The organism is Pararhodobacter sp., from assembly GCF_034676545.1.
Taxonomy (GTDB): domain Bacteria; phylum Pseudomonadota; class Alphaproteobacteria; order Rhodobacterales; family Rhodobacteraceae; genus Pararhodobacter.
In genome coordinates this window covers 1,362,635-1,379,343 of record NZ_JAUCBZ010000015.1, presented here as the reverse complement: position 1 = coordinate 1,379,343, position 16,709 = coordinate 1,362,635, and the positions used below count along the sequence as shown (strand labels likewise).

At 63.2% G+C, this 16,709-nt stretch carries 20 protein-coding genes and 1 tRNA gene; 4 read left to right on the top strand and 17 right to left on the bottom strand.

What is annotated here, in order from left to right:
* Positions 1 to 158: 158 nt before the first annotated feature.
* A complete protein-coding gene (gene ctaD, locus VDQ28_RS10175) occupies positions 159 to 1,832 on the top strand; it encodes a cytochrome c oxidase subunit I (RefSeq protein WP_323035836.1) in 1,674 nt (557 codons plus the stop codon).
* Positions 1,833 to 2,288: 456 nt separating this feature from the next.
* Positions 2,289 to 2,783, top strand: a complete 495-nt coding sequence (locus VDQ28_RS10170; RefSeq protein WP_323035835.1) for a DUF2244 domain-containing protein — start codon at positions 2,289 to 2,291, stop codon at positions 2,781 to 2,783.
* 6 nt (positions 2,784 to 2,789) lie between these two features.
* Here the strand turns inward: VDQ28_RS10170 and VDQ28_RS10165 are convergent, their stop codons facing one another.
* The 12 genes from VDQ28_RS10165 to VDQ28_RS10110 form a co-directional block, all read right to left on the bottom strand.
* Positions 2,790 to 3,248: a GatB/YqeY domain-containing protein gene (locus VDQ28_RS10165; protein WP_323035834.1), complete on the bottom strand. Its 459-nt coding sequence runs from the start codon at positions 3,246 to 3,248 to the stop codon at positions 2,790 to 2,792.
* A gap of 110 nt (positions 3,249 to 3,358) precedes the next feature.
* On the bottom strand, positions 3,359 to 5,146 hold the full coding sequence (locus VDQ28_RS10160; protein WP_323035833.1) for an acetate/propionate family kinase: 1,788 nt from the start codon (positions 5,144 to 5,146) through the stop codon (positions 3,359 to 3,361).
* A gap of 70 nt (positions 5,147 to 5,216) precedes the next feature.
* Positions 5,217 to 6,428 (bottom strand): MFS transporter, encoded by a 1,212-nt coding sequence (locus VDQ28_RS10155; protein WP_323035832.1) that lies wholly within the window; start codon positions 6,426 to 6,428, stop codon positions 5,217 to 5,219.
* A gap of 125 nt (positions 6,429 to 6,553) precedes the next feature.
* The gene (locus VDQ28_RS10150; protein WP_323035831.1) at positions 6,554 to 6,742 is read right to left on the bottom strand and encodes a DNA gyrase inhibitor YacG; all 189 of its coding nucleotides are present in this window, start codon (positions 6,740 to 6,742) and stop codon (positions 6,554 to 6,556) included.
* Entirely contained in the window at positions 6,739 to 7,773 is a 1,035-nt protein-coding gene (locus tag VDQ28_RS10145) for a ribonuclease E/G (RefSeq protein ID WP_323035830.1), read from the bottom strand. Before VDQ28_RS10145 ends, VDQ28_RS10150 begins: the two co-directional genes overlap by 4 nt.
* Entirely contained in the window at positions 7,770 to 8,333 is a 564-nt protein-coding gene (locus tag VDQ28_RS10140) for a nucleoside triphosphate pyrophosphatase (RefSeq protein WP_323035829.1), read from the bottom strand. The genes VDQ28_RS10145 and VDQ28_RS10140 overlap by 4 nt, the downstream gene beginning before the upstream one ends.
* Positions 8,333 to 8,551 carry a translation initiation factor IF-1 gene (gene infA, locus VDQ28_RS10135; RefSeq protein ID WP_089270552.1) on the bottom strand — a complete coding sequence of 73 codons (219 nt, stop codon included), beginning with the start codon at positions 8,549 to 8,551 and terminating at the stop codon, positions 8,333 to 8,335. The genes VDQ28_RS10140 and infA overlap by 1 nt, the downstream gene beginning before the upstream one ends.
* 69 nt (positions 8,552 to 8,620) lie before the next feature.
* A complete protein-coding gene (locus tag VDQ28_RS10130) occupies positions 8,621 to 9,526 on the bottom strand; it encodes a carbon-nitrogen hydrolase family protein (RefSeq protein WP_416349365.1) in 906 nt (301 codons plus the stop codon).
* The gene (locus tag VDQ28_RS10125; RefSeq protein ID WP_323035828.1) at positions 9,523 to 10,104 is read right to left on the bottom strand and encodes a GNAT family N-acetyltransferase; all 582 of its coding nucleotides are present in this window, start codon (positions 10,102 to 10,104) and stop codon (positions 9,523 to 9,525) included. Before VDQ28_RS10125 ends, VDQ28_RS10130 begins: the two co-directional genes overlap by 4 nt.
* Positions 10,101 to 10,511 carry a ketosteroid isomerase-related protein gene (locus VDQ28_RS10120; RefSeq protein ID WP_323035827.1) on the bottom strand — a complete coding sequence of 137 codons (411 nt, stop codon included), beginning with the start codon at positions 10,509 to 10,511 and terminating at the stop codon, positions 10,101 to 10,103. The genes VDQ28_RS10125 and VDQ28_RS10120 overlap by 4 nt, the downstream gene beginning before the upstream one ends.
* A 52-nt stretch (positions 10,512 to 10,563) precedes the next feature.
* Positions 10,564 to 10,968: a low molecular weight phosphatase family protein gene (locus VDQ28_RS10115; RefSeq protein WP_416349364.1), complete on the bottom strand. Its 405-nt coding sequence runs from the start codon at positions 10,966 to 10,968 to the stop codon at positions 10,564 to 10,566.
* A 65-nt stretch (positions 10,969 to 11,033) separates the two neighbouring features.
* Positions 11,034 to 11,513 (bottom strand): UPF0262 family protein, encoded by a 480-nt coding sequence (locus tag VDQ28_RS10110; RefSeq protein WP_323035825.1) that lies wholly within the window; start codon positions 11,511 to 11,513, stop codon positions 11,034 to 11,036.
* A gap of 249 nt (positions 11,514 to 11,762) precedes the next feature.
* Here VDQ28_RS10110 and VDQ28_RS10105 point away from each other — a divergent pair, with 249 nt between their 5' ends.
* Complete coding sequence (locus tag VDQ28_RS10105) at positions 11,763 to 12,968, top strand: aminopeptidase P family protein (RefSeq protein WP_323035824.1); 1,206 nt, start codon at positions 11,763 to 11,765, stop codon at positions 12,966 to 12,968.
* Here VDQ28_RS10105 and VDQ28_RS10100 read toward each other — a convergent pair whose 3' ends face one another.
* The 4 genes from VDQ28_RS10100 to VDQ28_RS10085 all read right to left on the bottom strand — a co-directional run bounded on the left by VDQ28_RS10100 (position 12,969) and on the right by VDQ28_RS10085 (position 15,534).
* Positions 12,969 to 13,415 carry a hypothetical protein gene (locus tag VDQ28_RS10100; RefSeq protein WP_323035823.1) on the bottom strand — a complete coding sequence of 149 codons (447 nt, stop codon included), beginning with the start codon at positions 13,413 to 13,415 and terminating at the stop codon, positions 12,969 to 12,971.
* A 72-nt stretch (positions 13,416 to 13,487) separates the two neighbouring features.
* The gene (hisD, locus tag VDQ28_RS10095; RefSeq protein ID WP_323035822.1) at positions 13,488 to 14,789 is read right to left on the bottom strand and encodes a histidinol dehydrogenase; all 1,302 of its coding nucleotides are present in this window, start codon (positions 14,787 to 14,789) and stop codon (positions 13,488 to 13,490) included.
* Between the two features lie 63 nt (positions 14,790 to 14,852).
* Positions 14,853 to 15,347 carry a DUF2948 family protein gene (locus VDQ28_RS10090; protein WP_323035821.1) on the bottom strand — a complete coding sequence of 165 codons (495 nt, stop codon included), beginning with the start codon at positions 15,345 to 15,347 and terminating at the stop codon, positions 14,853 to 14,855.
* Positions 15,340 to 15,534 carry a hypothetical protein gene (locus tag VDQ28_RS10085; RefSeq protein WP_323038189.1) on the bottom strand — a complete coding sequence of 65 codons (195 nt, stop codon included), beginning with the start codon at positions 15,532 to 15,534 and terminating at the stop codon, positions 15,340 to 15,342. The genes VDQ28_RS10090 and VDQ28_RS10085 overlap by 8 nt, the downstream gene beginning before the upstream one ends.
* Before the next feature lie 88 nt (positions 15,535 to 15,622).
* On the opposite strand from VDQ28_RS10085, the gene VDQ28_RS10080 reads away from it, so the two are divergent.
* A tRNA-Thr gene (locus VDQ28_RS10080) sits at positions 15,623 to 15,697 on the top strand.
* 359 nt (positions 15,698 to 16,056) lie between these two features.
* On the opposite strand, the gene VDQ28_RS10075 is transcribed toward VDQ28_RS10080, so the two are convergent.
* The gene (locus tag VDQ28_RS10075; RefSeq protein ID WP_323035820.1) at positions 16,057 to 16,437 is read right to left on the bottom strand and encodes a putative zinc-binding protein; all 381 of its coding nucleotides are present in this window, start codon (positions 16,435 to 16,437) and stop codon (positions 16,057 to 16,059) included.
* Positions 16,438 to 16,709 lie beyond the last annotated feature (272 nt).

The window sequence follows — 16,709 nt, the reverse complement described above, 5'->3', positions numbered from 1 at the left end:
TCATTGACCTACATCAATTATTTGCCCCCTGCGACAACTCTGACATTGCCGCCACGTTCCGAGCGATCTAGAACAGAGGCAGATTTCTGTTTGAATCCCCAAGATTCTTGCAGGGTAATACGCGCAATAAACGATCGCCAAAAGAACGGGAGCATCGAATGGCCAACGCAGCCGCTCACGGACACGAGGACAACCGCGGGTTCTTCACCCGCTGGTTCATGTCCACAAACCACAAAGATATCGGTATTCTATACCTCGTCACGTCAGGCCTTGTCGGCTTCGTCGCGGTGGCCTTCACGGTCTACATGCGCATGGAGCTGATGCAACCGGGTGTGCAATACATGTGCGCCGAGGGGGCCCGCTTCCTTGCCGACGGGAACTGTGAAACGCCAAACGGCCACCTGTGGAACGTTCTGGTTACCGCGCACGGCGTGTTGATGATGTTCTTCGTCGTCATCCCGGCCCTGTTTGGCGGTTTTGGCAACTACTTCATGCCGTTGCATATCGGCGCGCCGGACATGGCGTTTCCGCGCCTGAACAACCTGTCGTACTGGCTCTATGTGGCTGGCTCGTCGCTGGCTGTCTGCTCGCTCTTCGCCCCCGGCGGCGGTGGCGACCTGGGCACGGGTGCGGGTGTTGGCTGGGTTCTGTATCCGCCTCTCTCGACCACCTACGAGGCTGGTTTTGCAATGGATTTCGCGATTTTCGCGGTTCACCTGTCGGGTGCCTCGTCAATCCTCGGGTCGATCAACATCATCACCACCTTCCTGAACATGCGCGCCCCCGGCATGACGCTGCACAAAGTGCCGCTGTTCGCCTGGTCGATCTTCGTCACGGCCTGGATGATCCTGCTGGCGCTGCCGGTTCTGGCGGGTGCCATCACCATGCTGCTGACCGACCGCAACTTTGGCACGACCTTCTTTGATCCTGCCGGTGGTGGTGACCCGATCCTGTATCAGCACATCTTGTGGTTCTTCGGCCACCCAGAGGTGTATATCATCATCGTTCCGGGCTTCGGCATCATCAGCCACGTCATCGCCACCTTCGCGCGCAAGCCGATCTTTGGCTATCTGCCGATGGTCTACGCGATGATCGCGATCGGCGTGCTGGGCTTCCTGGTCTGGGCGCACCACATGTATACGGTGGGCATGTCGGTGACACAGCAGTCCTACTTCATGCTGGCGACGATGACGATTGCGGTGCCGACCGGGGTGAAGATCTTCAGCTGGATCGCGACCATGTGGCGCGGGTCGCTCACCTTCGAGGCGCCGATGCTCTGGGCACTTGGCTTCCTGTTCCTGTTCACCGTCGGCGGTGTCACCGGGATCGTGCTGGCACAGGCACCGCTGGATCGCAGCTATCACGACACCTATTATGTGATCGCGCACTTCCACTATGTGATGTCGCTGGGGGCTGCTTTTGCGCTGTTCGCCGGGATCTATTTCTGGCTGGGCAAGATGTCCGGGCGGCAATACCCGGAATGGGCGGGCAAGACGCACTTCTGGATGATGTTCATCGGCACCAACCTGACCTTCTTCCCCCAGCACTTCCTGGGTCGTCAGGGGATGCCACGGCGCTACATCGACTATCCGGAAGCCTTCGCCTATTGGAACTACTTCAGCTCCATCGGTGCCTTCATCTCCTTCGCGTCCTTCGTGTTCTTCCTGGGCGTGATCTATTACACCTTGCGTCACGGCAAGCGGATCACGGTCAACAACTACTGGAACGAGCATGCCGATACGCTGGAGTGGACCCTGCCCTGCCCACCGCCCGAGCACACGTTCGAGCAGCTTCCCAAGCGTGAAGACTGGGATCACGGCCACGCGCACTAAGGCTTGAGACAACCAAAAGGCCCCGGGTTTCCGGGGCCTTTTGCTGTGCAGGCATGTCGCGTCCACTTTGGTCGGAGTGTTCCGGTGCCCGGGTGCCGCCGCGCCTTCACAGCGAATGCAGTCATGTGTCCGGACTCGGCGAACGGAAGGCAACATGCTTTTGGCACCACGGACTGCCGCGCGATGAACCCAACCAGAGAATCCCGGTGCTGCGCCGCAATGATAGCCACCGTCAAAGGAGACTGGTGCAGACCTGCATTTCCGAGGCGCGCACGATTTCTTGACGCGGGAATCGCCAACCCTTGCCTCATTCGAATTTGGACATATGCTATATCGCAGTTATGACTTCACAACAGAGCGACCGGCATTGCCCCCATCAAGCGCCTTTGACGACCGGTTGACGCGATGCCTCGCGGATCGCGCGCAGGTCATCGTCTCTGACACCTTGCGCACCTGATGCCGTATGTCCTGACCCAAGACGGCCCGGCCAGCGCGCAACTGCGCATATGGCCGCATAATGCCCTGGCCCCGCGCGGCTTTGTCGTGGTGATCAGCATGACCGCCGCGACGCTGGCCATGCCCTTGATCGCGGTGCTGGGCTCGCCGGTGCTCTGGGGCTTGCTGCCCTTTGCGGCATTGGCGCTTTGGGGGCTCTGGTTCGCGCTGGATCGCAACTATCGCGACCGCCGGATCCTGGAGGAAATGGACCTCAGCCGCGCGCAGGTGACGCTGAAACGGTTCAACCCTCGCGGGCCTGTCCAGACATGGCACGCAGACCCACATTGGATTGCGCTCAACATCACCGCCAAGGGCGGCCCCGTCGAACAGTATCTGACACTCACCGGTGGGGGGCGCGAGGTGGAACTGGGCGCATTCCTGATGCCGGACGAGCGCGTCAAACTGGCGGATGATCTCCGCCAGCTGCTGATTCGAATCAAGTCGTTTGGCTAACGCCGGTCAGCTGAGACGGGCTTTGACCATCGGGCCGACCGCGCCGAAATCCATCTGGCCGGTATAGCGCGCCTTCAGAGCGTTCATCACACGCCCCATATCGCGAATCGAGGCGGCCTCAAGCTCGGTGATCACCGCCGCAATCGCGGCCTCGGCCTCGGCGTCGCTCAACTGTCGCGGCAGATACCCTTCGATAACGCCGATTTCCGCCATCTCGCGCTCGACCAGTTCCAGCCGCCCGCCCTCCTCGTAGGCGCGCGCGCTTTCCTGACGCTGCTTTACCATTTTCGAGAGGATCGCCGTGATTTCAGCATCCGTGATCTCGCGGTCGCCGCCATCACCCCGAATCGCGATATCGCGATCCTTGATCGCGGCATTGATCAGCCGCAACGTGGACAGCGTCAGCTGATCCTTGGCCTTCATCGCCGTTTTGATATCTGCCAAAATGCGCGCGCGAAGCGACATAACTGCTGTCCAATCTTGTTTCCAGGCCGTGCACCATACAAGCCCCACCCGCCAAGAGCAACGGGCGGTTCGCGCGCCGCCTTGGGGGATGACGTTCGCGCCTCGTGCCGTCAGGTGCCAACCAGCGCCGTGACACCATGACTGATCCGCCCTTCGAAACCGGGGCCGATTCCGGCGGCATTGGCCTCGTCGGTGTCGATGTGCATTTCGGTGAAGGCCGTCGGCTGCACCCGGACCAGAACCCGCGCAAAGGTCAGCGCGCGCTCCCCCTCGCCCACACGGACACTCACAACCTGATGGTCCTGCAACCCCATCGCATCGGCGTCGGTCGGGTTGATATGGATGTGCCGGGCGGCGACGATCAGCCCGTCGGTGTCGATTTGCCCGGCAGGCCCGACCAGCCTGATCGTCGGCGTGCCATCCAGCTTGCCAGAGTCCCGCACCGGCACGTCGATGCCCAGTTCAAAACTGTCGGTGCGCGAAACCTCGATCTGGGTTTGCGAGCGCAGCGGGCCGAGGATTGCAACATTCTCGATCGACCCCTTGGGGCCGATCAACGTCAGCCGTTCCTTGGCAGCCCAATTGCCCGGCTGTCGCAATGCGCGCCCTTCGGTAAGCGTGTAGCCGGGGCCGAACAGGGCCGCCAGACTGTCGGCGCTCAGATGCACATGGCGGCCCGACACCGCAATCGGGATCGGACGCAAGGCCGGGGCCGGTTTTGCCAGATGCCGCGCAACCTCGCGCGCGATCTGCAATTGCTCGGCTGTTTCCGTGACGATCACCGCGATGCGCGACCCATAGGCCTGAATTTGCGGTGCCGCGTGGTTGTCCAGCTGCACCGCCATGTTGCGATCATTGTCCAGCCGCAGCCCCATGAACTGCAAGCCATCGCAAATCCGGCGTCGCATACTGGCGGAATTCTCGCCAATGCCGCCCGTGAAGATCACACCATCCAGCCCCCCCATCGCCGCCGCATACGCGCCGATATATTTGCGCACCCGGTAGGCATAGAGGTTGATCGCCAGTTGCGCCGCCGCGTCACCGGCCGCCGCGCGGTCTTCGACATCACGCATGTCGGAACTGCCGGTCAGCCCCTTCAGGCCGCTGTCATGGTACAGGCTGTGTTCGATCTGGTCGATGCTCAGGCCCAGTTGCCGCTGCAAATACCCGAAGGCGCCGGGGTCCACATCGCCCGAGCGGGTGCCCATCACCAGCCCCTCCAGCGGCGTCAGACCCATCGACGACTCGAGGCTCTGGCCCAGGTTGATCGCGCAGACGCTGGCGCCGTTGCCAAGATGAACCGAGATCAGCCGCAGGTCCTCCAAGGGTTGCTGCAAGGCTTGTGCGCCGCGTTCCGCGACATATTTATGCGAGGTGCCGTGGAAGCCATAGCGCCGCAGACCCGCATCGCGCCAGGTTTGCGGCACGGCATAGGTGGTCACGCGGGTCGGGTTGGTCAGGTGAAAGGCGGTGTCAAAGACGCCGATTTGTGGCAAATCGGGCCAGACTTGGCGCGCCACACGCACCGCCTCCAGGTTGGCGGGGTTGTGCAGCGGGGCCAGTGGCGTCAGCGCCTCGATCTTGGCCAGGGTCACATCATCCAGCACCGTCGGGTCGGCAAATTCGGGGCCACCATGCACGATCCGGTGCCCAATGGCCTCCAGCCCGGTGATACCCCATGCGGCCAGGACCTCGGGCACGGCGGCGGTCGCAGCGGCGAGGTCCGCATAGGGGGCCGTGCCCTGCTCGTGGCGCGCGCCGGCTTCCAGGTTGAAGGCGCAGCCCCCGTCCCGAAACCGCTCGAATCCCCCTTTGAACACCCGCGTTGTGTCGTCATTCGTGTCGAAAACACCGAATTTCAGGCTGGAACTGCCTGCATTGAAAACGAGAATACGCATGAGGGGATCCTTCATCACTGTCACTCAGAGAATAGGGATCATTGAACCGGATAAAAAGGCCGACGCAGGGTTATTCCCGCGTCAGCGCCCGTGCTGCGACCCCGGCCAACACCGACGCGCCCAGAAAATACGCCGCGACGCCCCAGCCTTGTTGGGCATAATCGAGACCCGCATCAATCAACGCTCCCGTCAGGCCGGGACCAATCGCCGAGCCCAGCACCATGACGGCGGCCATCATCGCACGGATCGACCCGATGTGGCGCGTGCCGAACGCCTCGGCCCACAGGGTCGAGCTCATGGTCGCGTTCATCCCCACCGAGGCCCCCATCAGCAGCATTCCCAGCGCCCCTTGCAGCGGCGTCGCGGCCAGGGCGAATACCACGAAGCCCGCCGCCGAGGGCAGCAGGTAAAATGGCATCAACCGGGCACTGCCGAATTTATCGACCATCCAGCCGGCAATTTGCAGGAAAACGACCCCGGTGACGGTGAACAGCGGGAACATACCAACCAGAGCCGCGTGACTCCAGCCCTTGACCTCAGCCAGGTGGACCTGATGAAAAAAGAACGAGGTATTCCAAGCGGCTGGCCCCATCACGGCGGGGATCATCAGCCAGAAAACCGGCGAGCGCAGAACGTTGGCGCGCGTCCAGTTCCGCCCCCCCATGCCGGTGTTGCCCTCGCTGGCGGCAAAGCTCTGTGGCGTGCGCTCCTGTCGCATCAGGACAAAGACCACCGGCGCCAGGATGAGCAGCACGACAGCCGCGCCGATCCACAGGTTGCGCCATGCCGTGACGCCCAAGAGCGCCACGAAGGTGATCGGCAGAAGGGCCTCGCCCAAGGCAAACCCCAGTCCGGTGATGCCAACCGCCTTGCCACGCGTCGCGGTAAACCAGCGCGCAATGGCCACCATCGCGGTGTGGCTCATCAGGCCCTGCCCGAACAGCCGCAGCAAGAACACCGTCACGCCCAGCGCCCAGACCACGGTGACCTGCGACATCATCAACGCAGCAACCGCCAACCCCAGGATCACCAAAGGCCCCAACACGCGCACCCGCAACTGGTCGGTCAACCCTCCGGCGAACACCATGACGGCGGCCGAGGCGGTGGTCGCCAAGGCATAAAGCCCGCCCCATTCGCCATGCGACAGGGCAAAATCCTCGCGGATCGCGCCCGCGAAGATCGAGATGAAAAAGGTTTGCCCAAAGCTGGACAGAAACACCAACAGCGTCCCGGTTCCCAACCAGCGCGCGTTGAACCGCAGAAATTCGGCGAGGCGTATCATGGCGTGCTTTCCGAGCATGGCCGCGCCGCGCCGTGACCCCATCGGGGCGCAGGGTCAGCGTCGTCGGGACGAAGAGTCAGAGGTTGCCGCAACTCATCAGACCCAGCGCCGCAGCGCAAGGGATGTCAGTGCCCGTTCAGGCCATCATCCGGGTTTGGCGGTGCTTGATCATCAATCTCGCCGTCTGGCCCCGGAATGACATAATCACCGCGCAACCAGCGCGCCAGATCCACATCCGCACAGCGTTTCGAGCAAAACGGGCGGTAGTCGGGCACCATGGGTTTGCCGCATTGTGGGCATTTCGCCGCACTCATGCGCTCAACCACGCGGCCAGCGGCACGCGATCCCGTTTGCGCGTCAGTTCAAAATTGCCCAAGGGCGTCCAGCCCGCCAGATTGACCTCGCCCGGATCGGCGCGGAACGCTTTACCAAGGGCCTGCTCGACCACATGACGGTCGCGCTTTGGGCAGGGGGCCAGATCGACCACCACGATGCCACCCAAGCCGCGCAGCCGCAATTGGCGCGGCAGGTCGCGGGCGGCGGCCAGACTGGCCTTGAGGCCCGCCGCCGGTGACGTGTCGTTGCCGGTGTTCACATCGACGGCGATCAACGCGCGCGTGGCCTCGATGACCATGGACGCGCCGCCCTCAAGCAACACCAGAGGCTGCGCCAGGGCCTCGATCTGGTCCAGCGCGCCCGAGTGATCCAGAGCCTCGTCGCTGGTGTCCACCTCATCGACATCGCCCCAGTCGCGCCACGCCAATTCATGCGGGCCGGGGGCATCGACCAGCAGTTCCGGCGCGCCGCTCACATCGGCCAGCACGGCCTCGGCCAGGGCGCGCATCTCGACGATATCGTCGGTGATCTCGTCGATGTCCGCCGCGTCGCAGGCCGAGCGCAGGATCAGGCCGATGTCATCGCCCGCCCCTGCCATGCCCGTCGCGGCCAATGCCTCAAGCTCGGCGCGGGTCTCGGTGTCGCGGATCGCGCGCGAGACATTCAAGCCCGGTGAACCCGGCGTGACAATCGCATAGCGGCTCTTGAACAACAGGCGCAGGGTCAGCGGCGTCGCCTTGCCCGGCTCGGCGGTTCCGGCGACCTGCACCAGAATGCTCTGCCCGGGCGCAAGGCCCTTGGGTTGCTTCAGGAAACCACGTTCCCCGTCCGGCAGGTCGACGAACACGCCGCCCATGCCCTTGACCGGGCGACCCACCGTGCCGCGCAAAAGGCAGCCGGGTGCCAGCCCCTCGGCCTCCAGCGCCAGATCTTGCAGAACGCCGTCGCGCAGCAACGCGGCAACCTCGCGGCCCTTGATATGGCCCAGCGCAATCACACTGCCCTTCATGCGCGATACCCCGCCGCGTTCAACACATTCGCCGTTTCCGCCAACGGCAGGCCGACAACCGCGCTGAACGAGCCCGAGATCCACGGAATGAACGCCCCGGCGCGGCCCTGAATGCCATAGCCGCCCGCCTTGCCCCGCCACTCATCGCTGTGCAGGTAGCCGTTCAACTCATCATCCGACAGACGCTTCATCTTGACGGCGGTGACGACGTCGCGCGTCCAGACCCGGTCGCCGAGCTTCAGCGCAATGGCGGTGATCACCGAATGACGGCGACCGCCCAGCAGGGTCAGGAACTGCGCCGCCTCGGTCGCATCCGCGGGTTTGCCCAGAATACGACGCCCAAGCGCCACGGTGGTATCGGCGCAGAGCACCAGCTCATGCGCCTCGGCCACGACCGCCTGCGCCTTTTCCAGCGCCATGCGCGCGCAATAGGGGCGCGGCAACTCGGCCTTGAAGGGGGTTTCGTCTATGTCAGCGGGGCGCACCGCATCGGGCACAATGCCAATCTGCGCCAGCAATTCCAGCCGGCGCGGACTGGCCGAGCCCAAGATCAACCGCATCACTTGAAGCGATAATTGATCCGGCCCTTGGTCAGATCGTAAGGCGTCATTTCAACTTGCACTTTGTCGCCCGCCAGAACGCGGATCCGGTTCTTGCGCATTTTTCCTGCCGTATGGGCGATGATCTCATGGCCATTTTCCAACTCGACCCGGAACGTCGCATTCGGCAGGAGTTCCCGTACGACGCCTGGAAATTCGAGCAGTTCTTCCTTGGCCATGGTCACTCCAATAGTTATTCACCCGCCAAACTGCGGGCGAGCACTAAATGCGCCTTCGCTTGGGAAATATCAAGGTTTAACTTGTGCTATGACCTTCACAGGTGTTGACAGCCGATCCGCCTGCTCGGCCCAATGCGTCATGTTCAGGACGACACCATCGGCGCGGGTCTGGGCAATCTGCGCGCGGGACACGCTGGCAAACACCCATCCGGGCTGATTGAAGCCCCCCTCCGCGAGAATGCCATTCGCCGGCCAACCGCGATCCGGCGGCCCGTAAATCGAGGCGCGCCCGTTGTTTTCCTCGACGCCGACGCACCATTTCGCCTCGCCGACCAAGGGTGCATGAACCACAACACATTGATTTTCCAGCGCCCGCGCCATCGAACCCACCCGGACTCGGGTGAACCCGGCCTCGGTTTCGGTGGTGCTGGGCACCAGCAGGATTTCGACCCCGGCCTCGACCAAGGCGCGCGACAGCAACGGAAATTCGCTGTCATAGCAGATCACCACGCCAAGGCGGCCGATTGGCGTGTCAAACACGCACAGGCCCTCGGCACCGGGCACCACGAACCATTCTTCGCGCTCGAACCGGGTCATGATCATTTTATCTTGAAACCCGATCATGCCCTCAGGGCCATAAAACATCGCACGATTCACCGGGCGATTGCCGACAAACACCGGGCCCGAGGCACCGAGGATATAAACGCCATGTTCGGCGGCCAGAGCTGATAGCAGCGCATCCACCCGTGGCTGGTGACGCGCGACCTCGGACAAGGCCCCCTCCAGATCGGCCGCCACCGCCGCGCCGCCCAGGCTGGCCAGTTCCATCGCGCCGTATTCGGGGAACACCAGCAGAGTGGCCCCCTGCCCTGCCGCATCGCAAACCCAGCGGGTGATCTTGGCGGCATAGGCCTCGAAACTGTCGAACCAGTCCAGCGGATAGGCGGCGGCAGCGATGATCACGGTATCGGTCATAGGGTTCGCATCCAGAATTGCAAAGGTTTGGGCGTGTCCTGATCCTCGCCCAGATCGCGCCACGATAGCAGGGCCGTCACGCCCGGCAAGGGTTGATACCCACGCCCGCGCCAGAACGCATCGAGCGGGCGATAGGCTGCGGGCCGTGCCGGGTGATCATCGGGCCGCTGAACCGCGCAAAACGCCACCGAGCGGCACCCCAAAGCCTTGGCGTGCGCCTCGCGCAGGTCAAAGAACCGGTGCCCGATGCCCTGCCCGCGCCCCTCGGGCAGCAGCACCGACTCGGCGCAGTAGAAAATTTCGGACAGGTCCATCCCGGTGGGCGCAAAGGCGTGCGCGAATTCCTCGGCGTGATCCTCCAGCGGGGTGCCGGTGGCGGCGCCGATCAATCGCGCGCCGTCAAAAGCGCCGACGACAATGGCGCGCGGGTTGTTGCGGTAGGGCTGCAAATAGGCGCGCTCATAGTCCAGATCGCCGTCATAGAGATACGGCCAATCGCGAAACACCGCGATCCGCAGCGACGCCACGTCGTCCAGCGCCGCCTCCAGTTGCGCCCCGGTCAGCGCCTCAACCCTCATGCGGAAACCTGTCTGATCCATTCTTGCAGGTTGTAATAGGTCGTCACCCGCGTGATTTTCCCGTCTTTCAACGTGAAAAATCCACCCGCTGGCAGGACATAGCTCTGCCCGTGCGCCTCGGGCAGCCCGGGATCGGTTTTCAGATAGGTGCCATTGACGGTGAACTCCGCCGCGCCGCGCGTGCCATCGTCACTGCCAAACACCACCAGATCCGTCAGCGTCTCGCGATAGGTTTCGCTCATGTGTTGACAGAAGTCGGCAAAGGCCTGCTTGCCCAGCCGCAGTGCCCCCTCGTTCACATGATGCGCGAAGTCATCGTGCAACGTGGCCTGCATCGCCGCCAGATCTCCGGCGTTGAACGCCTCGTAATAGGCCCGGATTGCGGCTTGGGCTGTGTGTCTGCTCATGGTTTTCTCCAACTCGTTGGATGCAGGAAACGCCGCGACAAGAGCAACGCTCTCAGTCGTCGGGCTCGGTTCGCGGGGGGCCGAACCGGTCGATCATGCGCTTGACGATCTGATCGCGGGTCTGGCGGTAGGCCTGCATTTTGGTCTCCCGCGTTTCACCCAATCCCGAGGGGTCCATGATCGGCCAGTATTCCACGTCGATATGGGCAAAGCGCGTCAATTCCTGCGCCGCGCGCTGGCTGGCAGGAGTCAACGCGACGATCAGATCAAAGCTCGCAAGATCATCACCCCATTCGATCATTTCACCAAAACTGCGCGCCCGGTGCCGCGACAGCTCAACCCCCATTTCGGCACTGACCGAAATCGCGAACCCGTCAATATCAAGGTCGCTGTGTACTCCGGCGGATTGCACATAGCAGTGTTGACCGTACAGCTTTTTCATCAACCCTTCAGCCATCGGGGACCGCACCGAGTTATGGTCGCAGCAAAACAGCACAGACTGAGGTAACGCCTTGCTCAAGCTTACTCCCCGCGATTGAGGACGCTGATCAGCGTGAACAACCGCCGTGCAGTATCCACATCAATCTCGGCCTTCCCCTCCAGCCGTTCCTGCAAGATGCTGGCACCCTCGTTGTGAATGCCGCGCCGCGCCATGTCGATGGCTTCGATCTGGCTGGGCGGCAGTCGTTTCACGGCGTCGAAATAGCTGGTGCAAATCTGGTCGTAATCCTTGGTAACCTGCCGGAACGGACCCAGCGACAGGTGAAACTCGGCAACCTTTTCGCCGTTCTCCTGACTGATATCCACCACCAGCCGACGTTCGCGAATCGTCATCATCAAGCGATACGGCCCGGGCGGAATCGCCTTGCCGTCCCGTTCCGGCAGCGCAAAGCTGTTCTCCTCGAGCAGATCGAACACGGCGACGCGGCGCTCCTGCTCCATTTCGGGTGACGGCGACGGCAACCCGGTGTCGTCGATTTCGATATGACAGATGCGATTCATGACGGAAGGCCTTCACTCGTTCAGGGGTGTTGATGCCTGACTGCCCAAGCGGGATCAAGGCGCTTGTCAGATTTCACCACGGACCTCTTGCAGCGAATCAACGCAAGCCTTATCAGCCGTTGCAGAGCCCGTGGCGATGGCGTCGCCACTCGGAAACCCCGACGCTCGCGGCCCAAAGCCGCCGTTCTCCGGAACGCCAGGATCTTTTTTGGGGTCCGGCCAGTGTGACCCCGTTTCAGAGGTCTCACGATGACACAACGTCCCAGCTTTTACCGTCTCCACCAAGGCGAGCGTGTTCTGCCGTTCGCCGTATCCGAATATGACGCGCGCCTTTCGACGCTGCGCGCCACAATGGCCGATCTCGGCGTTGACGCCTGTGTTTTCACGTCCATGCACAACATCGCCTATTATTCGGGCTTTCTGTATTGCAGCTTTGGCCGCCCCTATGGTCTGGTCGTCACCGCCACCGAAAGCGTGACCATCAGCGCCGGGATCGACGCCGGCCAGCCGTGGCGCCGTTCGCATGGCGACAACATCACCTATACCGACTGGGCGCGCGACAATTACTGGCGCGCAATCCACTCGGTAACCGGCGAGGGCAAAGTCATCGGCTTCGAGGGCGATCACATCTCGCTGCTGCAATCGGGCAAGCTTGATGCCTTCCTGAACCCATCGAGCCGCGTCGATATGTCCAATGCGACGATGCTGCAACGGATGCACAAATCCCCCGCCGAAATCGCCCTGATCCGGGCTGGCGCCAACACCGCCGACGTTGGCGGCTACGCGATCCGCGAGGCCATCGCCGTCGGCGCCCGCGAAATCGACATCGCCATGGCCGGGCGCGACGCAATGGAGCGCGAGATCGCCCGCCGATTCCCGGATGCCGAATATCGCGACACCTGGGTCTGGTTCCAATCCGGCATCAACACCGACGGCGCGCATAACCCCGTCACTTCGCGAAAACTTGCCGTCGGCGACATCCTCTCGCTCAACACCTTCCCGATGATCTCGGCCTATTACACGGCTCTGGAGCGCACGCTTTTTGTGCGCGAGGTCGATCCCGTCTCGCTGAAAATCTGGGAAGCCAACGTCGCCGCCCATGAATACGGCATCAGCTTGTTGCAACCGGGCGCGACCTGCGCGCAGATCACCGCCAAGATCAACGCGTTCTTCGAAGAACGTGACCTGCTGCAATACCGCACCTTCGGCTATGGCCACTCCTTCGGTGTGCTCAGCCATTTCTATGGCCGCGAAGCCGGGCTGGAACTGCGCGAAGACATCGACACGGTGCTGGAACCCGGCATGGTGATCTCGATGGAACCAATGCTGACCATCCCCGAGGGGCAACCGGGGGGCGGTGGCTACCGCGAGCACGACATTCTGGTGATCCACGAAAACGGCAACGAGAACATCACCCATTACCCCTATGGACCGGGGTTCAACGTCGTCGGCTGATCAGCGGCCGTAAAACGCACAGGCACAGCGCCCGGGTCCAGAACGCGCGATCCGGGCGCGCGCGCCCAACCCCTGCAATTCCTGCGCCACTTCGGCGAAAGTAAAGGTCTGCGCGGATGTCAGCATCTGCTCGACGCGCAGCATCACAGGCGAGGCGGTGTCCAGCGGCATCGACCAGGTCAGCGTGCTGTCCGAGGTGCAATGCTGCATGACACCGTGCAAGGTTCCGTCATCACCCAGCCAGTCATAGGTCACCAGCGACCCGACATAGAGGTTGGGCCAGACGATCACGCTGTTGCCGTTGGGCCAGGGAAACGAGACCAGTGCGCCGGTATCCAGAACCACCTCGCATTGGGGTTCGGGCAGCAGCGCGTTTGCGGGGTTCGACACAAGGGCCGGCGCCAGCAGCGCGCCGGTCAGGGCAAGGGCGGACGTCAGGGTTCGCATGAGCAACCTCTGGGTGCTTGACACAACACATGCAGGGCAATGACCCCGTTTCCCTGTGTCGGTCGAAACCCGTCAATCGTTCAATCGGTCCAACCGCGCCCGCACGCTCAACCCGTGGGCCTGCAAGCTTTCCGACATCGCCAGGGTTTCCGCCGCCGGGCCAATCGCGCGCAGCGATTCGGGCGTCATGCGCGCAAGCGTCGTGCGCTTCATGAAATCGAGCACATTCAGCCCCGAGGAAAACCGCGCCGAGCGCGCCGTCGGCAACACATGATTCGGCCCGCCGACGTAATCGCCGATTGCCTCGGGCGTCCAATGCCCCAAAAAGATCGCACCCGCGTGGGTCACTTTCGCCAGTAGGGCCTCGGGGTCATCGACACAAAGTTCCAGGTGCTCCGGCGCGAAACGGTCCGACAGGGCCGCCGCCTGATCCAGATCGCGGGCGACAATCACGATCCCATTGTCGCGCCAACTTGCCCCGGCAATCTCGCGACGCTCCAACACCGACAATTGCCGATCCACCGCGGCGCTTACCGCATCCGCCTCGGCCTGCGAGGTGGTGATCAGGATCGACTGCGCGCTGTGGTCATGCTCGGCCTGTGACAGCAGGTCGAGGGCAATCCAATCCGGGTCGCCCGTGCCATCGCCGATCACCAGAATCTCGCTGGGTCCGGCGATCATGTCGATGCCGACCTTGCCAAACACCCGCCGCTTGGCCGCCGCAACATAGGCGTTGCCCGGCCCGGTCACCTTGTCCACCGGCGCAAGGGTTTGCGTGCCATAGGCCATCGCCGCAATCGCCTGCGCGCCGCCGATCCGGTAGACGGTTTCCACCCCCGACAGCCGCGCGGCCAGCAGCACCAGCGGGTTCACCGTGCCGCCCGGCGTCGGCGCGCAGATCACCAGGCGTTCAACACCCGCCACCTGCGCCGGAATGGCATTCATCAGCACCGAGGACGGGTAACTCGCCAACCCGCCGGGCACATACAACCCCGCTGCCGACACGGGCGTCCAGCGCCACCCCAGCGACGCGCCCGTGGCATCGGTCCAGCGCGCATCCTCGGGTCGCTGACGCTCGTGATAGGCCCTGATGCGATCGGCCGCCAGCGCCAACGCCGCCCGCTCGGCCTCGGGAACCTGCGCGCAGGCGGCGTCAATCTCGGCCTCGGAAAACGCCAGAGTCTCCGGCGTCAGGTCCAACCCGTCGAATTTCGAGGTCAGCTCGATCACCGCCGCATCGCCGCGCGTGCGCACGTCCGCGATGATCGCGGCAACGGTGGCATCCACATCGGGGCTGTCTTCGCGCTTGAGCCCCAAAAGGGCGTCGAATCGGGTCGAGAAATCAGCGTCGGCAGCGTCGAGAAAATGCGGCATCTTGGGCTCCTTGTCGCGCTGTCAGATAGAGCCTCGGCGCCGCCGGGTCAACGCGGCGCCCGGTCAGTCGCCATGCGACGGGGTCTTGCCCGAAGGCGCGGCGTAGGGCCGCGTGACATCGCTCAATTCGACCTCGAGACACTCGACGCTCAGCGCCAAGGCCCCATCCCCGGCAAAGGTCAGGACAACCCGGCCAGGCCCCGCCGGCTCATCCGCACCCACCTCGACCTGCGGGACATACGCGATGGACAACAGCGACAGAATCGTCTCGCCATCCCGCTCCAGCCCCTGATGCGCAACGGCCGTCACGTCCGAGAAATCCAGCACACTCCGCACCCGCTCGACTCGCCGCCCGGCAGCCTTGGCCTGCGCCTGATCTTCCCAACGAAACCGGTTGAGCAGCACCGAAAACCGCCGCCGCGCCCGCTGATACTGAAAATCAGCCCCAGTCAGCACCGAATCCTGCACCAGCGCCGACAGGACCCTGAGATCGTCGGCATCGCGCGCAATCAGCCGCAATGGGCGCTCGGCGCCATCTTCAAACCGTGCATCAGTCATTGTGTCCCTCATCCGTTTCACGCGCCTTGGCTTGCGCTTTTCGCTTTGCAATATTGGCCTTGAGTGCGGATTTGATCCGCGCCTCGCGCGTGCTGTCACCCTTGGTGCCGGTCACCGATTGCACCCGCCGTGCGGTGGTCTCTGGCGATTCGGAAGTCGGTCTGGTCGTCGGTTTGTCCTGTGTCATGCCGACGGTCTTACCGCAGGGCGAAAAAAGCGTCCAGTGAGGGCTTGCGCCCCGCTCACTTAGAGGCTAATCAGCCGCCCGTAGCAGTGCTGTGGTAGCTCAGTGGTAGAGCACACCCTTGGTAAGGGTGAGGTCGAGAGTTCAATCCTCTCTCACAGCACCATATTTCATCGTGAAATCTGGTCACTGTCGCGAAAGCCGTTGTCGCCGTCGCATGACGTGACTGTAGTCGCGGTCCGGCGCGCCGCGGGCTGTTTCGACACGCTGCCGGGAATCATCTTTGGTCTGGTCGTCAGGCGCGGAAACGCGGGATGGCATCCGGCCTGTGGACATCACCGGCGGGGGGAATCCCCGACTTCAGACCCAGTCAACCTGTTTGCCAGTCCTGTGTTGGCTGAGTCCCGATCGGCGGACGGCGGTAGAACGGCCAGTCGCGCACAACCTCAGCTGGCCCTTGGCGGCCCTTCCAAACGCAGTCAGGCGTGAAACGCTTGCCGCATCAGAGCGCACCTGCCCGGCAGGTCACCCGTGTACCGTGGCCTCTGACTCCAGAGCGGCGGCCATTTTCGCCAGCACCCGTTCGGCCTCGTCGGTGTCAAAATCGGTCTGATAGCGCTTTCGCACACCATGATCGGACAAAAGGTGGTATTCCGACGGCTCGACGCCGTGGCGGGCGAGGCAGCTACGAACGCACGCGAGCGCGCAACCGTCGATCCCGATGATGCGGCGGCCGGACTTGGCGAGACGCACCAGCTTTGGCACATCGCCGCCCACGCCCGCGATACAGGACATTTCGGCCAATCCGCGCCGATCCAGCCCGATCGCGAGATGGTTTGCCATTTGCGCCGCGCTGGAGCAGCCGGAGCAGGAATAGACCAAAGGGAGATGCTTGCGTGTAGACATGATCGGACTCGGCGGCTTCTGATGGGCTTCAACCACGAGTCCGATGGTTAGTCCATGGACACGACGTCGCAGCGCAAATGCGACGTGACGCACCGTGCAGGTGGGGTATCGACCCCGGCGACCCACCCTCAGCCGGACCATGCGGGTGATGCCCATCGCGCGGGGTTCGAGACGTCGGTGAACGCATTCGGCGAGGCTACCCTCGCGCCCTTTGCCGGGCGCGCGGGTATGAAAGGGTGCGCGCAATCGCAACAGCCGGGAAATGGGGGGGG

Excerpts from the sequence above, each read along its gene's own strand:
- ctaD (WP_323035836.1), top strand. The coding sequence starts at position 159 with ATGGCCAACGCAGCCGCTCACGGACACGAGGACAACCGCGGGTTCTTC.
- VDQ28_RS10170 (WP_323035835.1), top strand. The coding sequence starts at position 2,289 with ATGCCGTATGTCCTGACCCAAGACGGCCCGGCCAGCGCGCAACTGCGC.
- VDQ28_RS10165 (WP_323035834.1), bottom strand. The coding sequence starts at position 3,248 with ATGTCGCTTCGCGCGCGCATTTTGGCAGATATCAAAACGGCGATGAAG.
- VDQ28_RS10160 (WP_323035833.1), bottom strand. The coding sequence starts at position 5,146 with ATGCGTATTCTCGTTTTCAATGCAGGCAGTTCCAGCCTGAAATTCGGT.
- VDQ28_RS10155 (WP_323035832.1), bottom strand. The coding sequence starts at position 6,428 with ATGATACGCCTCGCCGAATTTCTGCGGTTCAACGCGCGCTGGTTGGGA.
- VDQ28_RS10150 (WP_323035831.1), bottom strand. The coding sequence starts at position 6,742 with ATGAGTGCGGCGAAATGCCCACAATGCGGCAAACCCATGGTGCCCGAC.
- VDQ28_RS10145 (WP_323035830.1), bottom strand. The coding sequence starts at position 7,773 with ATGAAGGGCAGTGTGATTGCGCTGGGCCATATCAAGGGCCGCGAGGTT.
- VDQ28_RS10140 (WP_323035829.1), bottom strand. The coding sequence starts at position 8,333 with ATGCGGTTGATCTTGGGCTCGGCCAGTCCGCGCCGGCTGGAATTGCTG.
- infA (WP_089270552.1), bottom strand. The coding sequence starts at position 8,551 with ATGGCCAAGGAAGAACTGCTCGAATTTCCAGGCGTCGTACGGGAACTC.
- VDQ28_RS10130 (WP_416349365.1), bottom strand. The coding sequence starts at position 9,526 with ATGACCGATACCGTGATCATCGCTGCCGCCGCCTATCCGCTGGACTGG.
- VDQ28_RS10125 (WP_323035828.1), bottom strand. The coding sequence starts at position 10,104 with ATGAGGGTTGAGGCGCTGACCGGGGCGCAACTGGAGGCGGCGCTGGAC.
- VDQ28_RS10120 (WP_323035827.1), bottom strand. The coding sequence starts at position 10,511 with ATGAGCAGACACACAGCCCAAGCCGCAATCCGGGCCTATTACGAGGCG.
- VDQ28_RS10115 (WP_416349364.1), bottom strand. The coding sequence starts at position 10,968 with ATGGCTGAAGGGTTGATGAAAAAGCTGTACGGTCAACACTGCTATGTG.
- VDQ28_RS10110 (WP_323035825.1), bottom strand. The coding sequence starts at position 11,513 with ATGAATCGCATCTGTCATATCGAAATCGACGACACCGGGTTGCCGTCG.
- VDQ28_RS10105 (WP_323035824.1), top strand. The coding sequence starts at position 11,763 with ATGACACAACGTCCCAGCTTTTACCGTCTCCACCAAGGCGAGCGTGTT.
- VDQ28_RS10100 (WP_323035823.1), bottom strand. The coding sequence starts at position 13,415 with ATGCGAACCCTGACGTCCGCCCTTGCCCTGACCGGCGCGCTGCTGGCG.
- hisD (WP_323035822.1), bottom strand. The coding sequence starts at position 14,789 with ATGCCGCATTTTCTCGACGCTGCCGACGCTGATTTCTCGACCCGATTC.
- VDQ28_RS10090 (WP_323035821.1), bottom strand. The coding sequence starts at position 15,347 with ATGACTGATGCACGGTTTGAAGATGGCGCCGAGCGCCCATTGCGGCTG.
- VDQ28_RS10085 (WP_323038189.1), bottom strand. The coding sequence starts at position 15,534 with ATGACACAGGACAAACCGACGACCAGACCGACTTCCGAATCGCCAGAG.
- VDQ28_RS10075 (WP_323035820.1), bottom strand. The coding sequence starts at position 16,437 with ATGTCTACACGCAAGCATCTCCCTTTGGTCTATTCCTGCTCCGGCTGC.